At 58.3% G+C, this 26,927-nt stretch carries 16 protein-coding genes; 12 read left to right on the top strand and 4 right to left on the bottom strand.

The genetic code is table 11. From position 1 onward, the window contains the following. Positions 1-65: 65 nt before the first annotated feature. The 4 genes from HY298_17565 (at position 66) to HY298_17550 (ending at position 9,383) form a co-directional block, all read left to right on the top strand. A complete protein-coding gene (locus HY298_17565; GenBank protein ID MBI3852070.1) occupies positions 66-3,491 on the top strand; it encodes a VCBS repeat-containing protein in 3,426 nt (1,141 codons plus the stop codon). 133 nt (positions 3,492-3,624) lie between these two features. Beyond that, the gene (locus HY298_17560) at positions 3,625-4,551 is read left to right on the top strand and encodes an aminotransferase class IV (GenBank protein ID MBI3852069.1); all 927 of its coding nucleotides are present in this window, start codon (positions 3,625-3,627) and stop codon (positions 4,549-4,551) included. A gap of 362 nt (positions 4,552-4,913) precedes the next feature. Further along, the gene (locus HY298_17555; GenBank protein MBI3852068.1) at positions 4,914-8,399 is read left to right on the top strand and encodes a DUF4450 domain-containing protein; all 3,486 of its coding nucleotides are present in this window, start codon (positions 4,914-4,916) and stop codon (positions 8,397-8,399) included. A 132-nt stretch (positions 8,400-8,531) separates the two neighbouring features. Beyond that, the gene (locus HY298_17550) at positions 8,532-9,383 is read left to right on the top strand and encodes a prepilin-type N-terminal cleavage/methylation domain-containing protein (GenBank protein MBI3852067.1); all 852 of its coding nucleotides are present in this window, start codon (positions 8,532-8,534) and stop codon (positions 9,381-9,383) included. A 122-nt stretch (positions 9,384-9,505) separates the two neighbouring features. Here HY298_17550 and HY298_17545 read toward each other — a convergent pair whose 3' ends face one another. After that, a complete protein-coding gene (locus tag HY298_17545) occupies positions 9,506-10,231 on the bottom strand; it encodes a FadR family transcriptional regulator (protein ID MBI3852066.1) in 726 nt (241 codons plus the stop codon). Between the two features lie 71 nt (positions 10,232-10,302). After that, positions 10,303-10,623: a hypothetical protein gene (locus HY298_17540; GenBank protein MBI3852065.1), complete on the bottom strand. Its 321-nt coding sequence runs from the start codon at positions 10,621-10,623 to the stop codon at positions 10,303-10,305. Here HY298_17540 and HY298_17535 point away from each other — a divergent pair. The 7 genes from HY298_17535 (at position 10,622) to HY298_17505 (ending at position 18,886) form a co-directional block, all read left to right on the top strand. After that, positions 10,622-12,316 carry a sodium/solute symporter gene (locus tag HY298_17535; GenBank protein ID MBI3852064.1) on the top strand — a complete coding sequence of 565 codons (1,695 nt, stop codon included), beginning with the start codon at positions 10,622-10,624 and terminating at the stop codon, positions 12,314-12,316. The two genes, HY298_17540 and HY298_17535, sit on opposite strands and share 2 nt — an antisense overlap. Positions 12,317-12,328: 12 nt before the next feature. Continuing rightward, entirely contained in the window at positions 12,329-13,114 is a 786-nt protein-coding gene (locus tag HY298_17530; GenBank protein ID MBI3852063.1) for an SDR family oxidoreductase, read from the top strand. Further along, the gene (locus tag HY298_17525; GenBank protein MBI3852062.1) at positions 13,111-14,337 is read left to right on the top strand and encodes a mandelate racemase; all 1,227 of its coding nucleotides are present in this window, start codon (positions 13,111-13,113) and stop codon (positions 14,335-14,337) included. The genes HY298_17530 and HY298_17525 overlap by 4 nt, the downstream gene beginning before the upstream one ends. A 3-nt stretch (positions 14,338-14,340) precedes the next feature. Continuing rightward, the gene (locus tag HY298_17520) at positions 14,341-14,694 is read left to right on the top strand and encodes a hypothetical protein (GenBank protein MBI3852061.1); all 354 of its coding nucleotides are present in this window, start codon (positions 14,341-14,343) and stop codon (positions 14,692-14,694) included. A gap of 335 nt (positions 14,695-15,029) precedes the next feature. Continuing rightward, a complete protein-coding gene (locus tag HY298_17515; protein ID MBI3852060.1) occupies positions 15,030-16,031 on the top strand; it encodes an exo-alpha-sialidase in 1,002 nt (333 codons plus the stop codon). Positions 16,032-16,421: 390 nt separating this feature from the next. Continuing rightward, positions 16,422-17,951 carry a sodium/solute symporter gene (locus HY298_17510; GenBank protein MBI3852059.1) on the top strand — a complete coding sequence of 510 codons (1,530 nt, stop codon included), beginning with the start codon at positions 16,422-16,424 and terminating at the stop codon, positions 17,949-17,951. Positions 17,952-18,079: 128 nt separating this feature from the next. After that, positions 18,080-18,886 (top strand): type II secretion system protein, encoded by an 807-nt coding sequence (locus HY298_17505; GenBank protein MBI3852058.1) that lies wholly within the window; start codon positions 18,080-18,082, stop codon positions 18,884-18,886. A gap of 42 nt (positions 18,887-18,928) precedes the next feature. On the opposite strand, the gene HY298_17500 is transcribed toward HY298_17505, so the two are convergent. Continuing rightward, positions 18,929-19,081: a hypothetical protein gene (locus HY298_17500; protein ID MBI3852057.1), complete on the bottom strand. Its 153-nt coding sequence runs from the start codon at positions 19,079-19,081 to the stop codon at positions 18,929-18,931. Here HY298_17500 and HY298_17495 point away from each other — a divergent pair. Next, complete coding sequence (locus tag HY298_17495) at positions 19,080-20,873, top strand: exo-alpha-sialidase (protein ID MBI3852056.1); 1,794 nt, start codon at positions 19,080-19,082, stop codon at positions 20,871-20,873. The genes HY298_17500 and HY298_17495 overlap by 2 nt on opposite strands. 46 nt (positions 20,874-20,919) lie before the next feature. On the opposite strand, the gene HY298_17490 is transcribed toward HY298_17495, so the two are convergent. Then, positions 20,920-26,709 carry a CehA/McbA family metallohydrolase gene (locus tag HY298_17490; GenBank protein ID MBI3852055.1) on the bottom strand — a complete coding sequence of 1,930 codons (5,790 nt, stop codon included), beginning with the start codon at positions 26,707-26,709 and terminating at the stop codon, positions 20,920-20,922. Between the last annotated feature and the right edge of the window lie 218 nt (positions 26,710-26,927).

The raw sequence follows: 26,927 nt of genomic DNA, 5'->3' as shown, positions 1-26,927 counted from the left end.
GGTCAATGACAAGTGACGGAGCTTCCGTGCGCCCAGAATTCGTGCCTGTATTTGAGAGGGTTGATTTGGACACTGCACTTCCAGACAAATCTTTTCTTCCCAATCTCGCGCGCGCCACGGACGGGACAGTCTTCTGCGCGTTTGTGGATCTGAAGGCCGTGTGGTTGTGCCGTTGCCGTGATGCGGGCAAGACTTGGTCGAAGCCGGTCAAGGTGATGGAATGTCCGCGTGAAGGTTACATTGCTGATCCCAACATCTTGCCGGTAGGGACCCAGGTATCAGTGTTTGCCACATTTGTACCTTCTCCCTATCCGCCTTTTGCGAAAAGTGAGACCTTGGTTTCAAGCAGCGCGGATGACGGCGCAAGCTGGTCTTTGCCGGCGCGGGTTTCCATGCCTCACAAGTACGTCTCCGGCAAAGTGCACGTGCCGATTTGGCTGGATAAAAAAACCGTTGCGATGGGCTACTCGTGGGACGTTCCGGCAGAGGAGGGCAAGCCGAGCGGCAGGGAAGCAACCATGCACGCTCGCTGCGGGGTCCTCCTGTCGGGAGATGGCGGAAAAATCTGGACGCGCGGGGGTGACATATCAATTCCTCCATCAGTTTCAACAGCGGGGGCGGACGAGCCGGCGATCGTCAAACTGAAAAACGGCGATCTGTTTGCCATCGTTCGCACTTCCACGTCGCGCCCTTACGAAACGCGCAGCCGGAACGGCGGTCTTATCTGGGAGGAGCCCATGCCCAGCAGATTTTATGGCTTCAACTCACCCGCGTGCCTCTTGCGGCTGAATGACGGCTCGATTGTGCGCGTCTGGGACAATAGTGCTACGAATCGGTATCCCCTGGTAGTTTCCATCAGCGCCGACGAAGCCCGCACCTGGTCGGTGCCCCGCACCATTGCTGAACCTGTGATGGACAAAGAGCAGCCCTCGTTCAAGACGGCGTGCTATCCCTCGGCGGCGCAGGCGGATGATGGCACAATCGTCCTCTCCTGGTGGGAGACCTCAGGGGCGGGATCGAACGTCCGCATGGCGCGATTCAATCGAGCGTGGGTGGAAGAAGAAAAGAAGTCAGCGGTCATAATGGCATCTGACAGGGCTGTGAAGCTTCGCGCGGAGGAACGACGAAATATCACGCCTGAATGGGCCGTGCCAACGCTGCGGTACCGTGTGCTCGTGGAAGTTGCGCCCGCAGATCTCGACGGGCGCTCTTCAGACGAGTCGCCTGCCTGCCTCGACCTCGACCGCCATTCCCAGTCATTCGCTCCGCTGAAGCTGCGCCAACCGATCGACCTCGACAGTATTCAGGTCATCCGGTACGATTCCACGACCGGCAAAACGCTGCCAGGGCTTCCTTGGCCCTTCAGCCGGACGACGGGTGAGCGGGCTTCGCGCTTCCTGGATAAGTCCCTGCCTTGGGATTTCCCGACCGCAGGTGCCCAGACCGTGTCTGGTGAGAAAGTTCCCACCTTTCCTCGGGGAGCATTCCTCAACAACATCAGGGGAAACGGGAACCCCGGCCTACTTGTGTGGGAACACACGCAAGACAGCGGCAGAATCTCGTACTATGCCGTCTATTTCAACGCGCTTAAGAAGGGTCAGCGCCAGAAAGCTGCGCGCCAAGGATTTATCGGAGACGGCTCACCCAGGCGGGATATAACCGATTCCTCTCTAACTGGAACCCTCTACAACCGGGTCACCGTTGAGGATTGGGACGGCGACGGCTTACCCGACTTGCTCATCGGGGGCGGCTTCGGTTATATCCTGCTTTACAGAAATGAAGGGAAAGAATTTCATCCGAAGTTCACGCAGGGAGAGTATTTGCTAGATGCCGACGGAAATATTTTGAATGCTGGCGGGATGTCCTCTCCTTGTGTTGCGGACTGGAATGCTGACGGCAAGAAAGATCTCCTTGTCGGAATTGAAGGGGCCGCAAGTCTCGTTTGGTACGAAAACGTCGGTGACAATAAACATCACAATTTGGTCTATCGAGGATATGTTAAGGCCGATGGCAAAGAGATCGTGGTTCCGGCAAAACCTTGCCCAGAGTCCCCGCAATACACCCATGATTACGCCCCATCGGTCGAGGTGGTGGACTGGAATGGGGACGGCAAACCCGATCTGCTGCTCGGAGGTTATATCACCGGTTTAATCTGGTTTTACGAAAACATTGGCACTAACTCCGATGGTACGCCCAAATTGACCTTCCGCGGGCCGCTGGAAGCGGACGGCAAGCCACTCGACACGATTTGGGGTGCGCACCCGTGCGCGGTGGATCTGAACGGAGATGAGAAGCTCGATCTCCTGTCCGGCTCCTTCGGACAGTCCGTGGGCGGCGGCGACACCTTCCACAAGTTTCTCCTCTATTACGAGAACATCGGCACGCGAACCCATCCTAAACTGACGGAAAAGCCGGTGCGATATGAGAGTGAAGAGCCGCATGAGATACTCGCGCAGGCGCGCGTCCTCGGCAGGAACCGCCGGGGCCTCACCGATCTTGTCATCTCCACATTTTCAAAGGTTTATTTCGCCGAGAATGTCGGCACGAAAAGAACGCCCAGGTGGAAACTGCAACTTCTGGAGGCGCCGTGGGGCATCTCGCCTCTTTCTGCGACGCAACTGATGGATTTAAATGGCGATGGCCTGTTGGACCTAATCATCTCGCCGCTCGACAGCCAAGCCGCACCTACGGTGCGCCTAAATCAAGGCAAGGGTCCGCATGGCGTCTTCGGCCCGCCGCAAGCTTTGCTCCCGCTAGGGCAGGAAATATCGCATCGCGCGCCTTATGGCGATCAGTGGGCTTTTGTATATCTGTACGACTTTGAGGGCGACGGAAACTTGGACCTGCTCTGGGCCGGTGGTCCCGGCAACGTTTACCTGCACCGCAACCGTGGCAAAAATAAAGCTCCCGATTACGATACCAAAGGCGAGATGTTGATGCTGACAAACGGCTCGCCGATCAAAGTTGGTCCGCCGGTCGTTCCAATCAACCAAATCAAGGATTTCACTATGATGCAGGGGGCGCGCGCCGGGGTCACGGCCTTCGATTTCAACGGGGACGGCAAGACAGACGTGGTTGTGGGAGATACCTACGGAGATATCTTCTATTTCGAGAACGTTGGCACCAACGAAAAGCCTACCTTCACGCCAGGTGCAAAACTTGGCAACATCGGCTCCCGCGCCATTCCTCTTACCTACGACTGGGACCGCGACGGGCGCAAAGACATCATCGGCGTCTCGGCCTCGGGTCAAATGGAGTGGTATCGAAATCTCGGTCCCGTTGCGAATCCGCGTTTCGGCCCGCCACAAAAGTTGACGATCCCACCGACCGTCATGTACAGCCCGCGCCTGGTGATCGGCGACTGGGACGGGGATGGTGACGACGATATCCTGGTGATGTCTTCGTACCCCTGGTTCTGTTGGCTGGATGGTTCATACATTCAGCATGGGTACGCCCGGGGACACATTTTCAAAGTGGAGGCAAGGCCATGATGAATTTGTTCACCCTGATGTATGTTAACGCCCGATTCGACTGCAACGGCTTCAGGGTCGCCGTTTCGCTGGAGTGACAGGCAAAATTTTCAGAGCTGCAAAGCGCAGCCAATTTAAAACAAGTGTTAAAACCATGAAAAAAACTGAACCATTGGTTTACTTTCGAGATCGCTTTGTTCCGGCTTCACAAGCTAAAATATCTATTTATGATCTGGGAATCGTTCTGGGTGCGACGGTCACGGATCTGGCGCGGACATATCGCCATAAGCCTTTCCGCCTGGAAGACCACTTGGTCCGCTTCTACGAGTCCTGCAAGTATGCCCGGTTGACGCCGAAAATGTCTCTCGCCCAATCACGGGAGGTTTCCCTGGAGTTAATCCGGAATAATGTTCGGCAACTTCGTCGGGAAGAAGACCTCGCCATCGTCTTTTTCATCACGCCCGGCGAGAACCCCGTTTACGCCGGGTCGGCGGCTGCCGCCGTGCATTTGGAACCAACCTTTTGCATACACACCTTTCCATTGCCCTTTTCCAATTGGGCACATCTCATCCGCGAAGGAGCACACGTCGTGACACCATCCATTCGGCATCTTCCACCACAGTGCGTCGATCCGAAAATTAAATGCCGAAGCCGGATGCACTGGTGGTTGGCCGATCAGGAAACGCATCTGGTCGATCCCAAGGCGGTGACGCTCCTGCTTGATCTGGAGGGCAACGTCACGGAAACGGGCGGATCAAACTTTCTGATTGCCAAGAACGGTACCATCATCTCTCCCACCGCCAGAAACACGATGCGGGGCATCAGCCGCCAAAACGTCATGGAGCTTTGTTCCAAATTGCAGGTTCCCTTCGTCGAGCGCGACTTCCAGGTGCATGATGTCATCAATGCCGATGAAGCCTTTCTGACAACCACCCCCTACGGGATCGCGCCCGTGACCAAAATCAACGGTATCGCGATCGCTGATGGCAAACCCGGCGTGCTTTTCGAGAAGCTGGCCAAGGCTTGGAGCAAGCAAGTGGGCATGGACATCGTGGAACAGGTGCTCGGTTGCGCGAAATAGCTCTTGTCGGTCCCCGGTTTCGCTGGGTGCGCTGTCAATTGGTTCTGGTTTGCAACGGAACTGTCCAGCGGAGGGCTCCTGGGCGGATGTAAGCGCGATGGCCGATAAGGCGATCGTCAGAAACCGCCGGCTTTTCTTTTCTGTGCAACCGGGGCGATCGCGATGCCGCCGCAAACAGAATCGTTCGCAGCCTCTTGGCGCATCCAGAAGTCGTTGCAACTCCGGCGTTGACAGGATTCCAAGCTGTAGCAGCATGGTTGTCATACAACTTCAAAATCTGACAGGATAATTGTTAACGCACGAAGATCATGACCACACGAATCCGCACTGCTTGTCGCAATCCACAGAGACGCCTCGGGCAAATGAGCCGTAAACTCAAATTGCCGTTCGTGGTGCTACTATTGCCTTGGGCGCTGATCGCCTACGCCCAAACCCCCGCGGCCTCCGAACTCAACTGTTATCGCCCCACCGAGGGCGGGTGGGAGATTTCGCTTTCCGGGACCGGCTACTCACGAGGGCCGACCCCCGGTTCGCGCATTGGCATGGTTGACGGCAACGCGCGCCTCCATCGACGTCCGCTCTTTCCACCGGCCGACAAGACGATGATCTGGTCGCCGGACGAGCTCAGGAAACTTGAGCGTTACGGCTTCCGTCCATTGGTGCTGGCCTACAATGAGCCGCGCTTCCTGTTCGATTTTCATTCCGCTGGCGGATTGCTGGGCCATCTTCAAATCGGCTTGAGCACTACGGGCGCGAGCAAATGGTTTCATCAATGGTCGGACCTGCACGTGCGCTACGTGGACGGACGGATGGAATACACGATCCACGACGCGAGTTTTCCCGGCCTGACGGTTTCACTCTTGGCGCTGCCGCTGGCGGACTCGGCGGGATTGATCGTCAAAGTACGGGTCGATGGCTTGGAAGGACCAGCCGCGCTCGTTTGGGCTTACGGCGGCGCGTCCGCGTTCTCCACCGGCTACTCCATGGACGCACCGGAGTTCAGATTCGAACCACACCACTGCGAGAAAAATGTGATCGCTTGGGACGAGCGAGGGTTTGCGTTGCGGCGCGCGTTTGACAAGTCTGATGTTTACATGAATGAAGTGTTCGCAGCCGCGCGCTACCTGACGAACTGGCAGGCCGTGATTCGCGGCGGCAGTTCGTGGACGGGTGATAACGGATTCGGTGCGCCTGAGGCCGTCACAAACTCGCCGGCGGTGCTGATACAAAACACGGAGTGGCAATCCGCAACCCTGCCGGGCGAGAAGGGAAGGTGCGTCGCCGTTCAAAAGGTTTTGCTTGCAGCGGCACAACCGCACGAAGGCTTCATCGTGGTCGGCCTGGGGGGCGGGATCGCCGACGACCTACGCGCGCCGACCAACGCCTGGCGCGCGGCGCAGGCGCGCAATCACAGCATCGCGAACCGCATCGTGACCCGCACGCCCGATCCGCATCTCGATGCCGCCGTGCGCATGATGGCGTTTGCGACTGAGGGCACGTGGGGCGACTCGGCAATTCTTCACGGCGGCTGGTCGTGGCGGTTTGCCTATCTCGGCTGGCGCGGCTGGTATGGCTCGACGGCTTACGGCTGGACGGATCGCGTGAAGAAATCAATTCTCAACCACACTCGCCTGGGTCTGGTTCGCAATGGTCCAGATGCGGGCGGACTCGGCTCACTACTTGAATACAATCCTGGCATTTACTACAACATGAACGAGGTTTTCCTCGATCAGGTCCGGCAATACTTCGATTATACGAACGATCTGAACCTGATGCGGGAGATTTTTCCGATTCTCGTCGGCATCGTGGATTGGGAGAACCGGCGGCTGCAGCCGAAGCAGGAGTATCTCTACGAGAACAGCCTCAACACCTGGATCAGCGATTCGCACTGGTATATCCAAGGTCAGTGTACGCAAGCCTCGGCCTATATGCTGCGCGCACACAACCTTCTCGCTGACCTCGCCCGCCGTCTTGGCAAAGACGCCACCTCGTTCGAGCAACGCGCCCAACACATCCGCGCCGCCATGCAAGAGAAACTCTGGCTGCCGCGCGCCGGAGTGTTCGCGGAGTATCTCGACACACGCGGTTCGAGGTTGCTGCACGCTGAACCAGAGTTGGCGACGATTTACCACGCCGCTGAATTCGGCGCGGCGGACCCATTGCAGATTTACCAGATGCTTCATTGGGTGGACACGCATTTGCGATCGGAGACCACGCCGAACGCTGGCAAGCTGGTGTGGAGCTCGAATTGGTTCCCAAACCACGGGCGTTCCTACACGCACAGCACCTATGAAATGGCTTACGGCGAGGAACTGAATCTGGCGCTGACCGATTATCTGGCCGGACGGGCGGATGACGCTTATGCCATCGTGCGGGCGACACTGTGCGGCATCTACAACGGCCCGACCCCCGGCGGCTTGTCGTGCCACGCCGACGCCGACGGCCGGCAGCGCGCCAATGACGAATTCGCCGACGCCATCAGTATGTGGGGTCGCACGATCACGGAAGGCTTGTTCGGCATCGTGCCGAAAAGGCCGGATGGATTCGTAGGATTGACTCCGCAGTTCCCAAACGAATGGAACGATGCCGCGATCGACACTCCGCATTTCTCTTATCGTTGGCAGCGGAAGGAAGGGAAGATTTCGATCGAATGGAATTCGCCGATGACCACCAGCGTTCATCTGCATTTACCGCTCCAAGCGCAGAAAGTGCGAGCCGTGTGGGTGAACGGAACGAAGGTGGCGAGTAAGATCGTGCCGGGCTTCGACGGTTTGAGCTGGCTACAGGTTGAGACGGTAGGCAGCCAGAGCGGAACGATTGAAGTTCGATTCGAGCCGCGAATAATTCGCCCGCCCGCAGAGTTCGCGATGAAACAGGGCGAGCGGTTGAGCGCCAAGCTGCCTGGCCTTTGGATCACGGACTGGAACGATCCCCAGAGCATTCTCAAGGAAACACGGTTAGAGAAGGGCGCGTTGCAAGGCGTCGTTTCCGGCGAGCCGGGGCACGGCCTTGTGCTCGTGCTGGTCGGCGACCCGCCATGCCGGACTTGGATTCCGATCAAGCTGCTGGTCGAACCGAAGACCAACCCACCTCCACCAAAAATGTGGTCAGTTCCGCAAGTCACCAAAGGAGATTTGGCAGCGTGGACTTTGGTGGATCTCGCAACCACTTTCAACGACTCGGTCACGAACGTGTTGCCGCGGGTGACTCAAAAAGCGCAGCCACCGCCGTCATCGGTGAGTCAGGTCGGGTTTGGTTACTGGAAAGACCACCTGCTCCAATATCACGGCAGCCGCAACTCGCAAATCAGCGACGCGGCCTGGCGCAAGAAGGTCGGAGCGGACGGAGTCGCCTGGACCACGGACGGGATTCCATTCAAGACGGCAAAGGACGGCGCGAACATCGGGGTGGTGACGTTGGCGGGCGGTTTCCCAACGCAACTGGATTTTCCCGTCAACGCACGTGGCAAGACACTCTATCTGATGATCAGCGGCATGACCTTCCCGGCGCAAAGCCACGTCGTCAACTTGCGCGTGACGTTACACCATGCGAACGGCAAGACCGAGCCAGTGGACCTGGTGAATCCTTTCGGCATCGGCGACTGCTGGAGCACTTGGTGCGGACGTTTTCACGACACGGCGGCAAACGGATTTGAGAACATCGGCGGGCGCTCCGGACCCGCCGGCTCTACGGATGCGGGCGACCTCACGAAGCCCATTGCCCTCGATACGGAAGCCCACCTGATTGCGCTGGACTTGAACCCCGAGGTGGAACTTCGCCGCGTGTCGCTGGAAGCCATCGCCAATGACTGCGTCTTCGGCCTCATGGGCGCCACAGTTCTCAAATGAACGCTCGCCGGGACGGCTTGACGAATTGCATCGAGCGCAGCAGACGTCTGCCGGCGAGCCCGACTTGCCGCTAAGTTGTCATACAACTTTTCGGTTGACTCGATGCACATGCATGAACATAATTTCATCGATATGAGAGATTGCAACCGTTTTCCATGTCGCCGCGGATGTCTCGCCGGCCATAGTGCGTTCACGCTAATTGAACTGTTGGTCGTTATCACCATCATTGCGATCCTCGCATCGCTGCTTTTGCCTGCCCTTTCAAAGGCGAAGATGAAAGCCACCGGTGCCTATTGCCAGGGTAACATGAGGCAGCTCACGTTGGCCATGATCCTGTACGCCGACGACAATCAAGGCACCATGCCGGGGCGCTATTTCGGAAAGCAGGAGGACATGGTTGGCGGTGGGTACTGGCCGGCGTGGCGTTTCATGCCTTATGTGGGAATGAGCGTCACAGAAGCCGTGAACCAGGTGCAGGATGCTATGCGCCAAGGTCCGCTCTGGCGATACTGCCCGGCCTTCGGCTCGTATCATTGTCCGGGTGATCTGCGTTTTAAGCGCCGTCAACCTGGGACTCATTGGGCCTACGACAGCTACTCGAAACTCGACGGGATGAACGGTGATTTTGGGGGCCTCGAACCCATCAGAAAATTGGACCAGGTGCCGGAGTCAGCGCGCACCATGACCTTCATCGAAGAAGCTGACTCGCGCAATTTCAACATCGGCACTTGGGTCATCGACGCCCCGAGTCACCAGTGGGTGGATTCTGTGGCCGTCTTCCACAACGGCTCGAGTACGATCAGTTTCGCTGACGGACACGTCGAAGGCCACAAGTGGCTCGAACCAAGCACGATTGCTGCGGCTGCGGCCGCTCAAAACAACCTGGACACACCTTTTTATTGGACAAAGGCCCCGAATGATCGTGACTTTACCTGGATCGAGCCGCGTTTCAAATACAAGGACTGGCCCAAATATTTGCCGTAATCGCCATGATCGCGAAGCGTATCTGAAGCGATGCAGATTACCTGTCCTGCCCATATCGAGAAAGTCTCAAGGCCCTGAGTAAACGGAATACGTGAACCGAAGAGTTCTTGATGGCTGCCAACTCACGCAACCAACCGTCGCGACAGAAGGACCTCACAATTGCGCTTGGAGTCAGTGAGGTGTCGCCGCATCTCCCGCTGGGCAGTGGCAGGGTCCTCTTTGGCAATCGCGGCGTAAATTGCCTCGTGGTCGTTCAGGTTCTTCGCGATCAGCGCGGTCTGTTCGTACGTCTCGTGTGCGAATCGTCGCATCATCGGTTCCAACGCACTGTGAATGGCTTGGAACAGCCGGTTGCCTCCCGCTCCCACGATGGCCATGTGAAACGAAATGTCGGCGTCGGCAAATGCATCGATGTCGCGTTGACTGGCACGCATCCGTCCGAGCATCTTAGCGACGTGCTTGAGGGCCTCCGGGTCGCGGGCTTGCGCCAACCGCTGGGCGCAATCCGATTCGATGAGCAGGCGCAGGTCCATCAACTCCGTGAATTCGGTTTTCTCCTGCGCCAGCCAGTAGTAGCGCGTGAGCGATTCTTTCAAGTACCTCACATCCGTGTTCGCAACGTAGCTGCCGCTGCCCTTGATGCTTCGCACCAAGCCGCGCGCCTTCAGTTGCTGAAGGGCCTCGCGGATCGCGGTGCGGCTGGCCGAAAAGTCCTGACCCAACTGTTCCTCAGACGGCAAGCGCTGCCCCACCTTGAATTGGCCTTTCAGGATGGCCTTCTGGATGTCGCGGACCAATCGCAGGCTGAGGCGCTTGCCCGGCGCTCGCTTCCTTTTCGTTCGTTGCATGGCCGGATGATTTTGGCATTGCCGCTCCGAGTGTCAAGGTGCGACACGATGTTCGTAGGCCTTCGCAGCGGTCAACGCCGTAAAGCGTGCAGGCCGCCCGCTAAATTGGCTACCCATACGGCTTCACATGATGTGCAATGTTCATCGTCCGAAGGATATTGCAAGCCTTCGGACGCGGCAGCCTGCCAACTGCCTTGGATGATCCATGCAAACGCGAGCAGGCACATGATAGTTCGGAGCGTGATGAAAGGGGCTTGCTTTTTGCCAGCCTTGAGTGTCTTCGCGCTGATCTCTGTGACAGTACGCAAGTTCAACTTCAACATCCTTGAAGCCACCGACGCTCCGTCTGTTACTGACATCGAATTTTTAAAAAAATCATAGGAAATGACCATGCCGACAAGATTGGGTCTATTGGACTGGAGCATCATCGCCATTTATCTACTGGGGGTAGTGGGGTTGGGTGTCGTGGCGGGATTCCTGCGCCGCAAAGGGGAACGCGGCGGCGAGGGCGGACATTACTTCCTTGCCGGCAACACGCTGACTTGGCCAGTGATCGGATTGGCGATGTTCGCAGCGAACATCTCGACCGTCCACCTTGTCAGCCTGGCGGAGGCGGCTTACAAGTTCGGGCTTGTCTTCGGCAACTTCGAGTGGATGGCCGGCTTCACATTGATTCTGCTGTCACTTTTCTTCGCGCCACTCTACCTGCGGTCCCGCGTGGCAACGTTGCCGGATTTTCTGGAGCGGCGTTTCAACCGCTTGTGTCGCGACATGCTTTCGATCGTGTCGCTTTTTTCAGCCATCGTGATTCACATGGGCGTGGCACTTTACACTGCCGCCTGGGTGCTCCGAGGCATTCTCGGTCTGATGCCCGGCACGATGATTTTCGGGATGGACGCGCTCATGCTTTTCATAGTCGTCCTTGGAGTGCTCACGGGGATTTACACGATGCTCGGCGGTCTGCTCGCGGTCGTTTGGACTGAAAGCGTGCAAACCGTTTTGCTCCTCGTCGGCGCGGTGGTGATCACGGTGGTGGGCTACCTCAAAGTGGGAGGCTGGCACGCGCTGGCATCGACCTTGTCGGCGAGTCCTCATCCGCTCGCTTCGATCCCCGACAGCCAAGTCACGTGGCATACAGGAAACTTCCTCCACATGGCCCGCTCCGCCGGCGATCCTTCCGGACTCGCGTGGTATTCAATTTTGTTGGGCTATCCGGTGCTCGGCATCTGGTATTGGTGTTGCGACCAGACGATTGTTCAACGCGTGCTGGCCGCCAAGGATGAACGGCATGCGCGAGTCGGTCCGTTGTTTTGCGCGTTCCTGAAAATCCTGCCGGTTTTTTTCTTCGTGCTGCCGGGCGTCATCTGCGTGGCGCTGGTTCAACAGAATGCCTTCGCTGGCGAGTCCCCCGCCGTCGCGGCGGACACCTACACATTTCTCCTCACACATTTGTTGCCGGTCGGGTTAAAAGGACTCGTTGCGGCTGCGATGCTGGCGGCCGCGATGCAAACTTGCTCCGCCGCGCTCAATTCCACCGCCACGCTCGTCGCCTACGACCTGTTCAAACGCCATAACGCCGCCATCAGCGATCACAAACTGGTGTCCATCGGCAAGGTGACGACGATTGCCGGCACAATCCTCGCCATCGTTTGCTCTCCATTGTTCGGTCACTACACGACGATCTTCGAGGGCATCAACAAACTCATCTCTTACGTCGCGCCGCCCATCACCACAGTGTTCCTGCTCGGCGTATTTTGGAAGAAGGCGTCCGGAAAATCCGCCTTCCTCACGCTCGTTGGAGGGATGCTGCTGGGCGCCGTGATGTTTTACCTGGACTGGACCGGCATTTATCGTGGGGACTTCATGCTGATCGCGTTCTGGTTGCTCGTCGCCTGTATCCTGTTGATGTTCGCGACCTCGCTGTTGCTGCCCGAACCGATCAAGGAGGAAGCCAAGCCATTGATTTGGGAAGCCTGGCGGGAGCCCTTGCGGGGCGAAGCCGACGGTCACGGCCTCGGCAACTATCGTGTTTTGACGGGCGTGGTCCTGGCGACCTTTGTTGTGCTTTATCTGATTTTCTGGTAAAAGGTCCTCCGCATGACCACTCCCCTGCTGAAGGACAAAGTCATCTTTCTCACCGGCGGCTCAATGGGCATTGGCTGGGACTGCGCCCAGGCCTATGCCGCTGAGGGCGCGCGGGTGGCGATCGTGGCGCGCGGGCGCGAAACGGTGCAAAAAGCCGCGCGCCAACTCGGGCCGGAGCACCTCGGCATGACGTGCGACGTCTCGTGTGACAACGAAGTCGAAGCCGCCATCGCTGCCACGCTTGCGCACTATGGTCGGTTGGACGCGGTGCATAACAACGCCGGCATCGCTGCACCGTCCAAGGCATTGCACGAAACCACCGACGCCGAATGGGATGCACTCTTTTACATTAATTTGAAAAGCGTACTCCACACCACGCGCCATGCGTTCGTGGCTCTGAAAGCGAGCCGGGGGTGCATTCTCAATACGTCGAGTCTCGTCGGTGTCATCGGCCAGGAAATCCACGCCGCCTACACCGCTACCAAGGGTGGTATGAACGCGCTCACCAAATCCATGGCGCTCGACTATGCAAAATCCGGTATTCGGGTTAACGCGGTCTGTCCTGCCGGCACCTGGACCCCGATGCTGCGCGAGTGGTGTAAGGAGCAACCTAACCCCTCGTCCATTGAACGTTACCTCGACGAGATTCATCCGCTCGGCTATTGCCCTGGGGGCGATGCCATCGCCGACGCGTGCGTGTTTTTACTTTCCGAAAAAGCGCGTTTCGTAACCGGCCATATCATGCACGTCAGCGGTGGCGCGGAACTCGGCTACCGTCGTCCGATCGAGAATTCATGATCAAATCCATTTCCACTCGCGACGCGCGTTATCCCATCGGCTCGAGTCACGGCAGCGATGCCATTCACAAAGCCCCGGTTTATTCCTACGCGGTCACGCTTCTGCACGACGACTCCGGCTACACCGGCACGGGATTGGCCTTCACCCTTGGTGAAGGCAACGAGCTTGTCTGCCGCGCGGCGGAATTCTATTCCCGCCGTCTTGTCGGCTGTGACATCGAGCAAATTATGAGCGACTTTGGTACGCGGCAGCGGGCGATGGCGGACGAGCAGCAATTCCGCTGGCTCGGCCCACACAAAGGCATCGTGCAACTCGCGCTTTCCTCTGTGACCAATGCCTGCTGGGATTTATGGGCGAAGAAACTCGGCGTGCCGTTGTGGAAATTACTCCTCAACCTCTCGCCCGAACAGATCATTGCCACGCTCGACCTCTCGTATCTCGAAGACGAACTCACCGCCGCGCCGGCGCTCGCCATCTTGCGCGAACATCAGCCGACGCGCCCGCAGCGCGATGGCGTGTTGCAGAGCGGTTATCCCGGCTATGATACGTCCGTCGGTTGGTTCAACTACTCCGACGAGCAAGTGCGCGAGAATTGCAAGCGAGCCATCGCCGGGGGTTTTACCGCGATGAAGCTCAAGGTCGGTTCACCCGATCCTGAACGCGACCTGCGACGCGCCCATATGGTTCGCGAAGCGGCGGGCGATTCCGCGCGCGTCATGCTCGATGCCAATCAACAATGGACCCTGCCGCAGGCCCTCGACATCTGCCAGCGACTGCGGGTGATCAATCCGTTCTGGATTGAAGAACCAACCCATCCCGACGACGTGCTTGGCCACAAGACGCTCGCCGACGCGATCAGGCCAACCAAGCTCGCACTCGGTGAGCACGTGCCCAATCGCGTCGTCTTCAAAAATTATTTGCAGGCGAAGTGCGTCGGCTTCATCCAGGTGGACGCGGTGCGGGTGGCCGGGGTGAGCGAGTTCCTGGCGGTGAGTTTGCTGTGCCGGAAATTCGGCGTGCCCGTCGTGCCGCACGCTGGCGACATGGGGCAGCTTCATCAGCACCTCGTGTTGTTCAACCACGTCGCGCTCGGTCATGAAGTGGTTTTTCTTGAGCACATCTCTCATTTGCGGGAACATTTCGTACATCCTGCGTGTGTCGCTGGTGGTATTTACCAGACACCGCTGGAGCCGGGCAGCAGTTGCGATCTCAAACCGAGCTGAACGTTGACAAACCTCTCGATCATTGACGCGCACGTCCACTTCTGGAATCTGGAGAGGCTTCGTTATCCTTGGCTTGCCACCGTGCCCGCGATCGGCAATCCCAACGCCAAGAGCCCCGATCAGTGGACCGATGTTACTCCGCAAATTCCGGGTGTGCTGTTCCGCGCCCCAAGCGATCCCGCTTGGGGCGGCGATCCGGTTCGTGCCTTTAACCGTCATTTGTCGCGAACCCGTTGTGTCACGGGGCGGGTGGATGGGCACGGAGAAGCAGTCAAGGTCAGCGTTCTCGGTTTCCAGTACCCTGACCCGGGCATGGGCCGCCCAGATCCGCGCTGGCTTTGGTCGCGGGTGAGGTAGTCATTCGCTCGTTGTCCCCTTCAAAAACCGCGCTTCTTTTGCGTAAAATCGGTGGTTTGGATTTTGATTTTCTGTAGAGTTTAGTCCCATGACAAACAAAGTGCGCCAAGAAAATGCATTTCAATACAAACAGCGCGCTTTGAAGAATTGTCTTGGCTGCGATCCTTCCAAACACTTCGCCAGGTGGGAATACCCGGCGTCCACACTTCCCATCTGCAATGCGTGAAAACTTGATTGCCTGCGTCGCAACTGGACTGGTATACCGCAATCCCAAGCCGCACCTGCGATCGATCCACGCTTGGCACCCGTCGGTGGTACGGTTGGATGATGGAACGATGGTATGCGCGTTCGATCTGGGCGAGGCGGTGGAGAGCCTCGACTATCGGACGTACGTGAGCCGTTCAGCCGATGACGGCATGACCTGGAGTTCTCCGGTCCCGCTTTTCACTGACCCGGTCGAACGGCCCACAACGCATACGGTGCGGATCAGTCGGACAAGGGATGGCACTCTTCTAGGTTTGGGTGCACGGTTCTATCGTGACGAACATCCCGACGAGGGCCTGACCAATCGTGAGAACTTAGGCTATGTTCCTGTCGATCTCATCCTGCTGCAAAGCTCCGACGGGGGACGAAGTTGGGAGGGACCCCGCACGATTGAACCACCGCTGATCGGCCCGAGTTTCGAAATCTGCCATCCCATCCTCGAATTGCCAGATGGATGCTGGCTGGCGCCGATGGGCACATGGAAGGGTTGGAACGGCGAGGCACCCAACGGGATGAAAGCGATTGCCCTTGTGTCACGGAACCGGGGCGAGAACTGGCCCGAGTACATGGACGTAATGGACGGGCATCGCGATTGCGTCATCCATTTCGAGCAGTCGATCACGCGGCTGCCGGATGGTCGGCTGCTGGCAGTTGCCTGGGCCTTCCACGAACCCAGCGGAAGCAGTCAACCCACGCCTTATGCTCTCTCCCCCGATGGCCGTTCCTTTTCTCAGCCGCGCCTCACCGGCCTGCGCGGGCAGACGGCCAAGATCATTTGCCTGCGCGATGGGAGAATTTTGTGCCTCTACCGCCGGGACGATAAACCCGGTCTTTGGGCCAATCTTTCACGCATCGAAGGCGACAACTGGATCAACTTGGCGGAGTTGCCGCTGTGGCAGAGGGCGGGATCCGGGATGACTGGCCAGTCGTCTGGCGCGGAAGAACTCAGCAACTTGAAATTCGGTTTCCCCAATATGGTTCTCCTTCCGGGAGGAGAAGTGTTTGCCGTCTTCTGGTGCTGCGAGGATTCCGTCAACAACATCCGCTGGCTGCGGATTCGCGTGGCTGAATGAACTCTAATGGCCGTACGGGCGCAGCCGTCTTGGAGCAGGTGGAAAACAGCGCAAGCTGCACAGAAAAATGGTAGTCTGAGTTTTCATCCACTGTCATATTGGATATCACATGCGCAATGCACCTAGATCGACCACGTGGCAACATTGCCATGACAGGATCATCCTGCGCTCAAAGCTTGAGGAGCAACCCTCTGCGGACTTCGAAAACAACCTCAACAAGATAATCGTCAATCCCTATGCTCCATGCTTGACCGTCCCTGTTCACCAATTTAGTGCAAAGCCAGCATCCTCGCATACGGCTGCCGGTCGACGTCTGATTTTCGGCACTGTGATTATGAAATCATGGCGGCATGAACTCTTCAAATAGTGGAACGGAGCGCCGCTAGCACCATGGGCGACTTTGGCATAACCGGTTATCTTATCTTGGCGGTTTACATGGTGGCCACCGTGCTTCTCGGGCTCTCCTTCACGCGCAAGCAGAAGAACCTGGCAGGCTACTTTCTTGCCGAACGATCCGCTCCTTGGTGGGCGGTGGGCATCTCTGTCTTGGCATGCGATCTTTCGGCGATTTCCTACATGGGGGTGCCAGCGTGGACGTACCACCACGATCTCCGCTATGCCATGACGATCCTCATGTTCCCGTTGATGGCGATCATCGTCGCCTATCTTTTCATTCCCTTCCTGGCGCGACTGAAGGTCTTTACTATCTACGAGTACCTGGAGCACCGCTTTGGCATGCAGAGCCGTCTGTTTGCCTCCGCGTTGTTCTTGCTGCAACGCGCCTCGCACATGGCAATTGCCATCTACGCAATTTCGCTAGCCCTACAGCAAATTGTCGGGTGGCCTGTTTGGGCCTGCGTTACTCTGGTGGGAGCGCTGACGACCCTCTACACCGTTCTCGGCGGCATGAAGGCGGTGCTATGGACCGATGTCATGCAGTTTTTTGTATTGATGGGTGGCCTCGTGGTGATGGGGGCGGTCATCCTCTGGTCTTTCAACGGCGACGTGTCGCATATTTGGCGAGTCGCCGCAGCCGCCGGCCACACGACGTTGCTCACCACCTCGATCAACTTCGTTGCCGCGGACTTTTGGAAAGAGATGACCATTTGGGGGTTGTTCATCGGAACGTTGGTTTACCAGGTAGGCGCTTACGGCAGCGATCAGGTTTTGGTGCAACGTTACCTTGCCGCCGGTTCCGGCCGGATGATGGCCCGCTCGTTGATCTTTTGCGGACTCCTGGAAATCCCGGTGGTCGGGATCCTTTATCTGCTGGGCCTGGGGTTCTTCGCTTTCTATCATGCTCCTGAGAATTCCGCATTGCTGACGTCGCTCAATGACCTTGTCGAGAGAACGGGTGACCCCAATATGGTGCTTCCGCACTTTGTGCGGCATGTGCTGCCGTCTGGCTTGGCAGGGCTTGTCTTTGCGAGCCTCTTTGCCGCGACCATGTCGGTGTTTTCCTCTGGTTTGAACTCTTTGAGCACAGCCACCTGTATGGACTTTGTCCAGCGTCTGAGGCAGCTTCGATCCAACTCGCAGGAGTTGACGCTCACCAACGCGCGTTGGATCACCTTGGGCTGGGGCATTCTCGTCACCCTGGCGGCCATCGGTGTGCATTTCGCCAGAATGGGTTCGCTATTGCAGGCTGCCGCTACGATCATCGGCTTCTTCAGCGGACCAATTCTCGGCATGTTCCTCCTGGGTATCTTCACCATGCGGGCGAATTCCCTCGGTGCCATCCTCGGGGCCATTTCGGGGTTTGCGTCAGTGTTGTTGTTGCGAAACCACGTATCTTTCATCTGGTATCCCGTTGCAGGCTGTGCGCCGACCTTGCTGTTCGGCTATGCTTTCAGTTTTCTCATGGCCCAACGCCCAACCGAGGACGTATACCCGATGACCCTCTGGGGGCGGACAGATTAGAGTCACGCACTCAGTCTTCTCAGTGACGGAGGAAACCGCTGGGTAGCGGAACCAAAAACAGCATGAGTATCACAGAAAAAAGGTAGTTCGGATCCTGATTTCCGGTAGTACTTTGGATCAAGAATTGAATGCACGTGTCCAACAAGGCCCAACCCATTTGCTGGTCGTTGGCAGGTCCGACTGAGAACGACCCAACAAACGCGCTGGCGCGCGGCTTCACGTTGATCGAATTGTTGGTTGTCATCGCTATCATCGCAATTCTCGCAGGCCTTCTTTTACCCGCACTGGCCAGGGCCAAGCAGAAGGCGCAGACCACCCAGTGTCTTAGCAACATTCGTCAGGTCGGCATGGCGGCAGCTCTTTACTTGGGGGATTACAGCGATCGTTACCCACCAACCGTTGCCAGAAACGGCATGGCTACGCAGACAAGCTGGGTGGGCCAGACCGGATTGCTCCCTTACTACGACCAGATCAGCGCAGCGGATCGTTGGTTGTCGGAGTATCTGGTCAAAGCAAACCGCGAGGCGGCGGTGGAAGTAGCCCGTTGTCCCAGCGACAAGATCTTTCCGGGAAACACGCGCCATTGCACTTTTGAGATGATCGGTGCTTCTTACTGGGCAAATCTTTTCCCCGCCGAACCCAGCACCTATATGGGTAGGACCGTGACAATCTTCAGCCTCAATGCCGACAACACCAAGAGCATCAAGGCTGGTGAGATCAGCAAACCCGCCCATTTCGTTACGTTCACTGCTTGGGGCGCCTTCGATGCCGGTTGGTGGTCGCTTGACTTGGCGAGAAACGGCGAGTCCACGCTGCTCTGGCACGGGGATTACCGTTGGAACACCCTTTTCGGTGACGGCCATGCGGCCTTGCTGAAATACAATCCGACAAACGGCCCGATAGCAACCGAGTATTCCTTCGACCGAAGATACTGACTTGTATGTTAGAAAAAACTCCAACCACTCTGTTCGATGCTGTCAGAAGGCAATCCCCTGGCTGTTCTTAATCATGAAGTCTCCAGATTCCAACTCATGCAACGAACCTCGCTTTAGAAAACGTCGCTCCGCCATGTTCACCACCTTGGCTGGCTGCAATTTGATCGCGCTCGTGGTCTGTGCTTCGTGTGCCATGCCAGATCGTTCGATCGGCGAAACGAAATCGCGCGCACTACGAATCGTTGCATTTGGCGACTCGACCACGGCACCGCGAGTAGTCGATGGCAAGGCGCTCACGGTTTACGCGGATCGGTTGGCTCACGCGGCTTACGCGGATAAGCCGGCCAAGAATGACAAGCTGACCGAGCGCGACGTGGAGGTCATCAACGCCGGGATTCCGGGAAACACCACACGCGATGCGCGGGCACGATTCGAGCAGGACGTTCTCGGTCGGCAGCCCGACATCGTGATTATCCAGTTCGGCATCAATGATTCGACCGTGAATGTCTGGAAGAATCCGCCGGCGACCAAGCCAAGCGTGTCACGGGATGACTTTGCTGCCAATCTGTCCTATTTCGTCGCCGAACTACGGAGCCGGGGCGTGCGGGTGATTCTCATGACGCCCAATCTGATGCGTTGGACAAAAGAATTGCGATCGCTGTACGGCAAGCCGCCTTACGCTCCAGACGATCCAGACGGGTTCAACGTGCTGCTGAAGACGTACGCCCAGGCGGTGCGTGAGGTGGCGAAGCAAACTGAAATCCCACTGATGGACGTGTACGCCCTGTTCCAGTCGTATGGGGCCGAAAAGGACCATTCGATCGACGACCTGCTACTGGACGGCATGCATCCCAACGAGAACGGCCATCGCCTCATCGCCGACATGTTGCTTCAGCAACTCGGATCGATGCAACTGGACACGCCATCGTCAATTCCCGCAATCCGACTCAAACCCGCCTCTTCCGGGATGGAACTCGACGTTCGGCTGACCGACATGCCGGCCTTGAAGATGGGCCCGTTTGTGCGGTTGGGTGACGGCCGATTGCTTACCATCGAGGATACAAACTGCCTGACTAGCGCCGACGGCGCCAAGACCTGGCAGACTCATCGCATGTTCGAGGACCCGTTGAAATTCAAGATCAGCGATGAACGAGCGATCATCCGGACGAGCAAGGGCGTGGTGATTGCCGCGTTCATGAACAACGCGGAGGAGCACTGGACATGGGACAACAAACTCCACGACGCGCCGGGAGCCGTGCTGCCCACCTGCGTCATGCGCAGCACGGACGACGGGGCAACGTGGGAAGCGCCGCAAAAATTGCACGACGACTGGACCGGCGCCATCCGCGACATCCTGGAAACCAAGCATGGCCGGGTTGTCTTTACGTCGATGAAGATGCGGCACAACCCCGGCCGGCACACCGTGCTCACCTATTCCTCCGATGATCAGGGACAAACCTGGAAGCCCAGCAACATCATCGATTTGGGCGGCGTCGGCCATCATGGCGGCGTGTGCGAGGCGACGATCATCGAGTTGAAGGATGGGCGGCTTTTGATGCTGCTGCGCACGAATTGGATGCGCTTCTGGCGCGCCGAATCGACGGACGGCGGGCTGACGTGGCATCCGTTGGGACCAAGCGACATTCCCGCGAGCAGTGCACCGGGGATGCTCCGGCGCCTGCAAAGTGGCCGCATCGTGTTGGTATGGAATCGCCTCTTTCCCGAGGGCAAGGATACTTTCCCTTTGAGCGGCGGCGACCGCATCTGGTCCGAGACGCCGGTAAGCAACCATCGTGGTGAATTGTCGATGGCCTTCTCCGATGACGAATGTCGAACGTGGAGCAAACCAGTCGTCATTGCCCGTCGCCCAGGCACGTGGTTGGTTTCATACCCCTATTTGTTTGAAGCGTCGCCGGGCGAACTGTGGGTAACGACCATGCAGGGCAATTTGCGCGCGATGCTGCACGAAAGGGACTTCGCCAACTGAAATCAGATTGGCACCGCGCTGTTCGGGATGATGAGCGAACCTCAGCTTACTGCTTGTCCGTCGGTTCGATCAGGCCGGGAAGCGTGCCGAAATCGCGTTCGCGATCGGCGACTGCCGCAGTACCTGTGGTTGGAAGGGCCGCTTGAAGAAACGCGATCAGGTCGGCCATCTCCTGATGGTTGATGGCGGCTTCCAGACCGTCCGGCATGAGAGACAAACCGCTGCCCAACAGTTCTTTGATGTCCGTTCGCAGGATCGTGTCCGTCGCGCCCTTGGCTCCCTTGAGCGTGATGCTCGTTGCCGTTTGCGATGCGATCAAACCGCTGAAGACACGTCCTTGCTTGTCCTCCACCGTGTATTGAACAAAGTTCGGCAGGACGTACCGGCTGGGGTCAAGGATGTTCACAAGCAGCGCTTCAGGGCCCTGCGAAGAGGCTGAGGCAAGATCTGGCCCAACGGCATTTCCTTTGCCGTTCAACGCGTGGCATACGGAACAGTTTTTCTCGAACACCAGACCGCCGCGTTTTGGATCTGCGTCCAACTGCAAGGCTGCGCGATACTCCGCCACCACTGCGACGCGGTCACTACGCGTCGCATCGCCGAACACCTTCCGGGCCAGCCTGCGCACTTCTTCGTTACGATGACGCAACAGCGGTTCGCGCCGGGCGGCGTCCGTCTCCGCCAGCGACACTTGACCTTGCTCGGCCGCGTGCAACAAGGCCAGCGTGCGACCTTCGCGGCTGAGCAACGCTTGAAGCGCTTCGGCGCGCACGTCGGGCGTGAACTGTCGCCAGTGCTGCAACAACAAATCCGCGACTCCGGAATCGGAGTAATCAGCCAACGCCTTCACGGCGGCGATCTGCACCGGCGTCGGTTGGCTGGCGTCCAACAACGGTACCAACGCGTCGCGGACTTTATCCAACGGAAAGCAACCGAGCAGTTGAATCGCAATCAATCGGCAGGCCTCAGCCAAGTGACCATCAAGTGCGGCTTGACGGGACGATAGCCTGGATTTTTCGAGAAGTTGCGTGACCTCAGGACCGTACCCGTTGTTGGCGGTGAGCCGCGCTCCGGCGCGTTTCAATCCGCGTCCAATGGCCGGCAACAGGCGCTCGCCCCACCCTGCCCCATCGTTGAGCTTGTCTGCTGTGGTAATTGTTTGCAGGGCGATCCTGAGTTCGTCGAGGCGGTTTCGCTGGCCGACCATCTCCGCAAGCGGATCGCAGAGAACAGCGCGGGCAGCGTTGTTTGTCGGCGCCGCGTCGGACAGGAGCAGAGAGAGGGTTTCGGCAGGTGCGGTGGACATGGAACTGAGCACGGCGGCACGCATCCAAGGGTCATCCGGAGAAAGGCCAGCGAGTTCCACCAGCGTCTTGACTGCACGCCGGTCACGCACCTCTCCGAGCGTGAAAGCAACTTGAAAACGCACCCGGGCATTCGTGTCGCTGGCGAGGTCGAGCACTTTAGCCAGCATTTGTGGAGACGAGTTCAAGCGCGGCTCAGCCAAGCGCACCGCGTTCTCGCGCACGCCGGGATGCCGGTCGTTCAACGCGTCCAACACGACCGTGCCTTGAAGCGAGTTCAATCCCTCCAGGGACCAGAGGGCCGCAAGTCGGGATTCGGGGCGCTGGCTTTTTGCGGCCATGCGTTTGAGTGCCGGCACGATTGATTTGTCTTGCCGCTCGTAGATCAGCCGATGCGCGGTATCCCGCCACCAGCCATGCGGACTTTCGAGGGCCACCACCAACTGCTCACCCTTCGCCTGGCTCAGTCGCGGCGGAGCCGGTGAATGAAAACCATTCGGCGCAATCCGATAGATGCGCCCGTAATTGCGACCGCTGGTCAGATCCAGGTGCTTCGCCACGTCCAGCGGAATGTGAATGGACTCCAATACCTCGCGGCTCATGTCCAGACAGTACAGCGTTCCATCGGGGGCATTGATCAGGTTCACGGGTCGGAACCAAATGTCGGACGAGCGCACGAACTCGGCCTGTTCCTCGACGCGCTGCGACTTGAACGACACGCCGTCGGGTATCAGCCGGCGGTGGTGGATCAGGTTGTTCTGCGGATCCGGGGTGAACACCGTGCCGTAGTACTGCGGTGGATACGCGCCGCCGCGATAAATCGTGACACCGGCCGCCGCGTCCACGACGTGATGACTCACGCCAGCCCCCGCGGCGGAGAGTTCATTCTTCTCGACTCGGCGGTGGCTGCGAATTTGGCGCCAGTGCTCGACCGGGCTGATGCGGAAGATGGGCACCGGGTTGGCGGCCAGATCCTTGATCCCCGACGGCACGGGCAGGTAGGGATTGCGAGCCAGGTAGTGCCTCGGCAGCACGACGTGCACGAGCGGTTGTGATTGGCTGCACAGAAACCGGTTGCCCCAATCGTCGAATGTGTTGCCGAATTGGACGGTGCCGGTGATCGCTTCAAACTCGCCGCCTACGGGATCGAATCGAAAATCGTTGCCATTGACGTCGATCGTTTTCTCTTGGGGATTGTTTGCCGGTCGCACCGTTCCGCCATTTCCCGCAGTGGAACCGTAGATTTTGTGGTCGAGCCACCACACGAGATTGTTGAGCATGGCCTGTTGATTCTCCATGCCGAACCCGGTGAAAACCTTGAGACGAATGTCGGCCACGTCGTCGCCATTCGTGTCCTTGAAGTACCAGATGTCGGGCGGCGCGGCGACGAACACGCCGCCTTTCCACGGCGCCACGCCCGCCGCCCACAGCAGCTTGTCGGCGAATACCGTACTCTGGTCGAACACGCCGTCCCCATTCGTGTCACGCAGCAGCCGGACGGAACCGATCGGCTCACGACCCGCCACCGGCTTGAAGGGATAGTCGCGCATTTCGCAGACGTAGAGATTGCCGTCCGCGTCAAAGGCCGCCGCCACCGGATCATAGACCATCGGCTCGGCGGCCACCAGTTCCATGTGAAAACCGCCTGTGGTCTCGAAGGTCTTCAACGCCGCTTGCGGCGTCTTCGGCGGGACCGGCTGGAGAAACGCCTCCAACTCTTCATCGGTTGGCGCGCGAAAACTGGCGGCGGCGGCGAGGGGAATCTTGAGCGCATCCGCTTTTTGGAGCCACTGCGCTGGGTTCTCATCGGCGCGCAGCCCTCCCCGCTCGCGAATCCGCAAAAGTGTGTCGCGGGCTTGTTGGAAATAATCGAGCACGCGGGCTTTCTCGGCGAAGTTACGTTTGGCATGCGCGGCGATTTGCCCGTCGATCTTGGCGAGCCACGCATCCAGTGAGGCCTGGCGATACGGTGCGTGGCCATCGAGATAGACATAAACCGGATTGGTGTGCGCCTCGGCATCGGGCCGGCCACCCGGTGTTGTTGAATACGCCCGCGCGGCAATCCATGATGACTCGCGAAGCTCTACTTTGTGCTCGAGTTCCCACCATGCACCTCGCTGCTTATCAGCGGGGATGGTTTGCCTATACACGACTTCACCGTTGACGATGAGTTCGACGTACTGGACCGGTGTTACTTCGGATCGCGTCCGCACACGGACGCTTATGGTCTGCGGACCAGAACCTGATTTCTTCAACTGGGTGCCGGGCCGTTGACCTTCAATCTCCAGAAGCAGCATCGGACCGCTGGTCACGAAGCTGCGTCCCTCCGCCGCGCGTCGGAGCCAGTTTTCATGCGATGGCTTACCCTCTACGTGGACGAACGTGCGCGAGTCGCCGAGAAACCGACACGCCGGCCAATCACTCGCGCCGGTGATTGGAAAACGATAACCGGTGTTGAGGATATCATACCAGTTGGTGAGGCCGATGCCGCGATAGAGGTCGAACTGGAGTAGCTCAACGGCGTGCAGGTTGCCAAGCGCGACGTCCGCGTAGATCTCTTGCGCGTAGCCGCCGTGCGCCATGATCGCCAGGCCGCCCAGTTCGCGCGTCTCTCGCTCCACTTCGCCATAGACCGGCCAGTTGTCGGCGTTGAAACTTTTGCCCGGGAAAACCAATCCGTCGCGCAGGTAGAGAAGTAGATGGCCGTAAGTCGAGCTGCGATATTCCTGGCCAGCGATGATCGAATAGCCATCGCGTTCGCGCACCGATTTGACGCCCAGGCCGGCCGATTGCGGCGAGTCCATCTTGTCCATGAACCCCGCGTAAGGTCCCGCCGGTTCATTGTAGGCCAGCAGCGCGCCGAACTGGATGTCCTCGGCTGACATCAGGTCGAAGATCGTATTTTCGTCTTGTGGATTTCTGCGGGGAATGTGCAGATGCAAATCGCCGCCGAAGTAACCGAGGTGCGAGACGTCAGCGGCTTTGGAGATCGCCAGTTCAACGTTGTTCGTTCCGCCAGCAGAGACTTCGACCGTCTGTGTTTGCGGCGTGAACTCAAATCCCTTCCACACTTCGATTCGTGACTTGCCCGCTGGTAAGGCCACCTCGACTTCGCCCGTCGTGTAAAAGAACCGGCCGAGATAGCGATAAGGAGACGTGTCGCGGCGATTGCCCCAAGTCCCTCGTTTCGGCCATTGGCTCGTGAGTGCATAGGGCGTGAGGTGATTGGTCGAAGGCTGATAATAATTTCCATCCGGGCCGACGACGCTGATGCGACTGGGCGTGGGCCGGCCAGTGGCCGCGTCGCGAGTAACGATTTTCACCAAGCCGCTCCACTTCCCCTCCGCGCGGGCAACCTGTCCTTCGTGGGCGAAGCCCGGCGGCGTGAAGAAGAATGATTCGCCCTCCAGTGTCCCCGGCGCACGGGCCAGGGCGTGGAAGACCTTCGCCACTTGCTCGCTGCCTTTGATCGCGTGGGCTGGGAGCGGATGCTGATCGTCAAAGACCGCCATTTGTTCCGGCTGCTCAATTGTGATCTTTGACAGCTCCTCCTCGATGGAAGGAAGGCCGAGATGTTTCGCGAAGAAGGCATACACCGCTCTGCGTTTCGATGGCCCATAGTCATGCCCTTCATCGGCGAGGTGCACGTTCTCGACCAAATTGCTCTTTCCGTGCAGAGCATAAACGCGCTGGATGAATGGGAAACCAACCTGCGGAAAGTCGCTGGTCGGATCATTACCGCACGAGATGAGCAACTGCGGTCGCGGCGCGACCGACGCGGCCAGTTCAATCGCGTCGGTCTGGGCCGTCTGCATCACCGGCATGCCGCCTTCACATCTGCAACCATCAGGTTCGGTCCATGGATAAACGATCACGACCGGCGCTGAAACCCGCACCCGGTCATCGAGCGCTGCCAGAAAAAAAGTCTGCGTGCCGCCTCCCGACGCCCCCGTGATGCCTAGTCGATTCGTATCCACCTCCGACAGGCTGCACAGGTAGTCCAGCGCGCGGATGCTGTTCCACGTTTGCAAGGCGAGCACGAGCGGATCGTCGTGCGTGGTCTGCCTAGAGTCTTGCCATCCGACCATGCTGTAGGAGAAGACGGTGGCGCCCATGCGGGCAAATTGGGCGCAGCGAATCTGCTGTTCGGGCCGCATCCGGCCTAGCGGCTGGAAATGTCCGTGCGGACAAAGTATTCCCGGCCTCGGCCTGTCTTGCTTGAGTGGGCGATAAAGATTTCCGGTGCAGAAAAATCCCGGCATCGTTTCCAGCGCCACGTTCTCGACCGAATAGCCGTCGTATTGACGCCGGCTGTGGACGACGACGTGCAGGGTTTTTTTCTCCGGCAACGGCCACAGGCCGGCGCCTCTTAGAAATTCTTCGCGCAATTCCTTCCGGCGCGCAGACCAAGTGTTGAGGGTCGAGTATTGGACGGGGGATTTTTCAAGCTGGCTCAACACCTTGTCCCGGATGCTGGGTCTGCCCTCTGCCCCGGATACTCCCGCCGTTTGGTTGAGGACAACGAGCCACACCCAAAGCCATGCGTTCCCGTACGCACGACAAAATTCGCGGAGTATATCTTGGGGGGGTCTCTTAAAAAAATTTGGCTGGTGATTTTGCATTCTTCATTAAAAGACCGGGAAACGGAAAGTTTTAGTTGAGGCTGAGCAACGATTCAACTCGCACTGCGTGATCGAAGTGCACTCACTAAGTGCTTCATAAGCATCGAAAGTCGATAGCTTAGCGAGTA

Source organism: Verrucomicrobiota bacterium (assembly GCA_016200005.1).
Lineage (GTDB): Bacteria > Verrucomicrobiota > Verrucomicrobiia > Limisphaerales > PALSA-1396 > PALSA-1396.
Note: the sequence above shows the minus strand (reverse complement) of the source record. Positions and strands in the feature narration are given on the sequence as shown.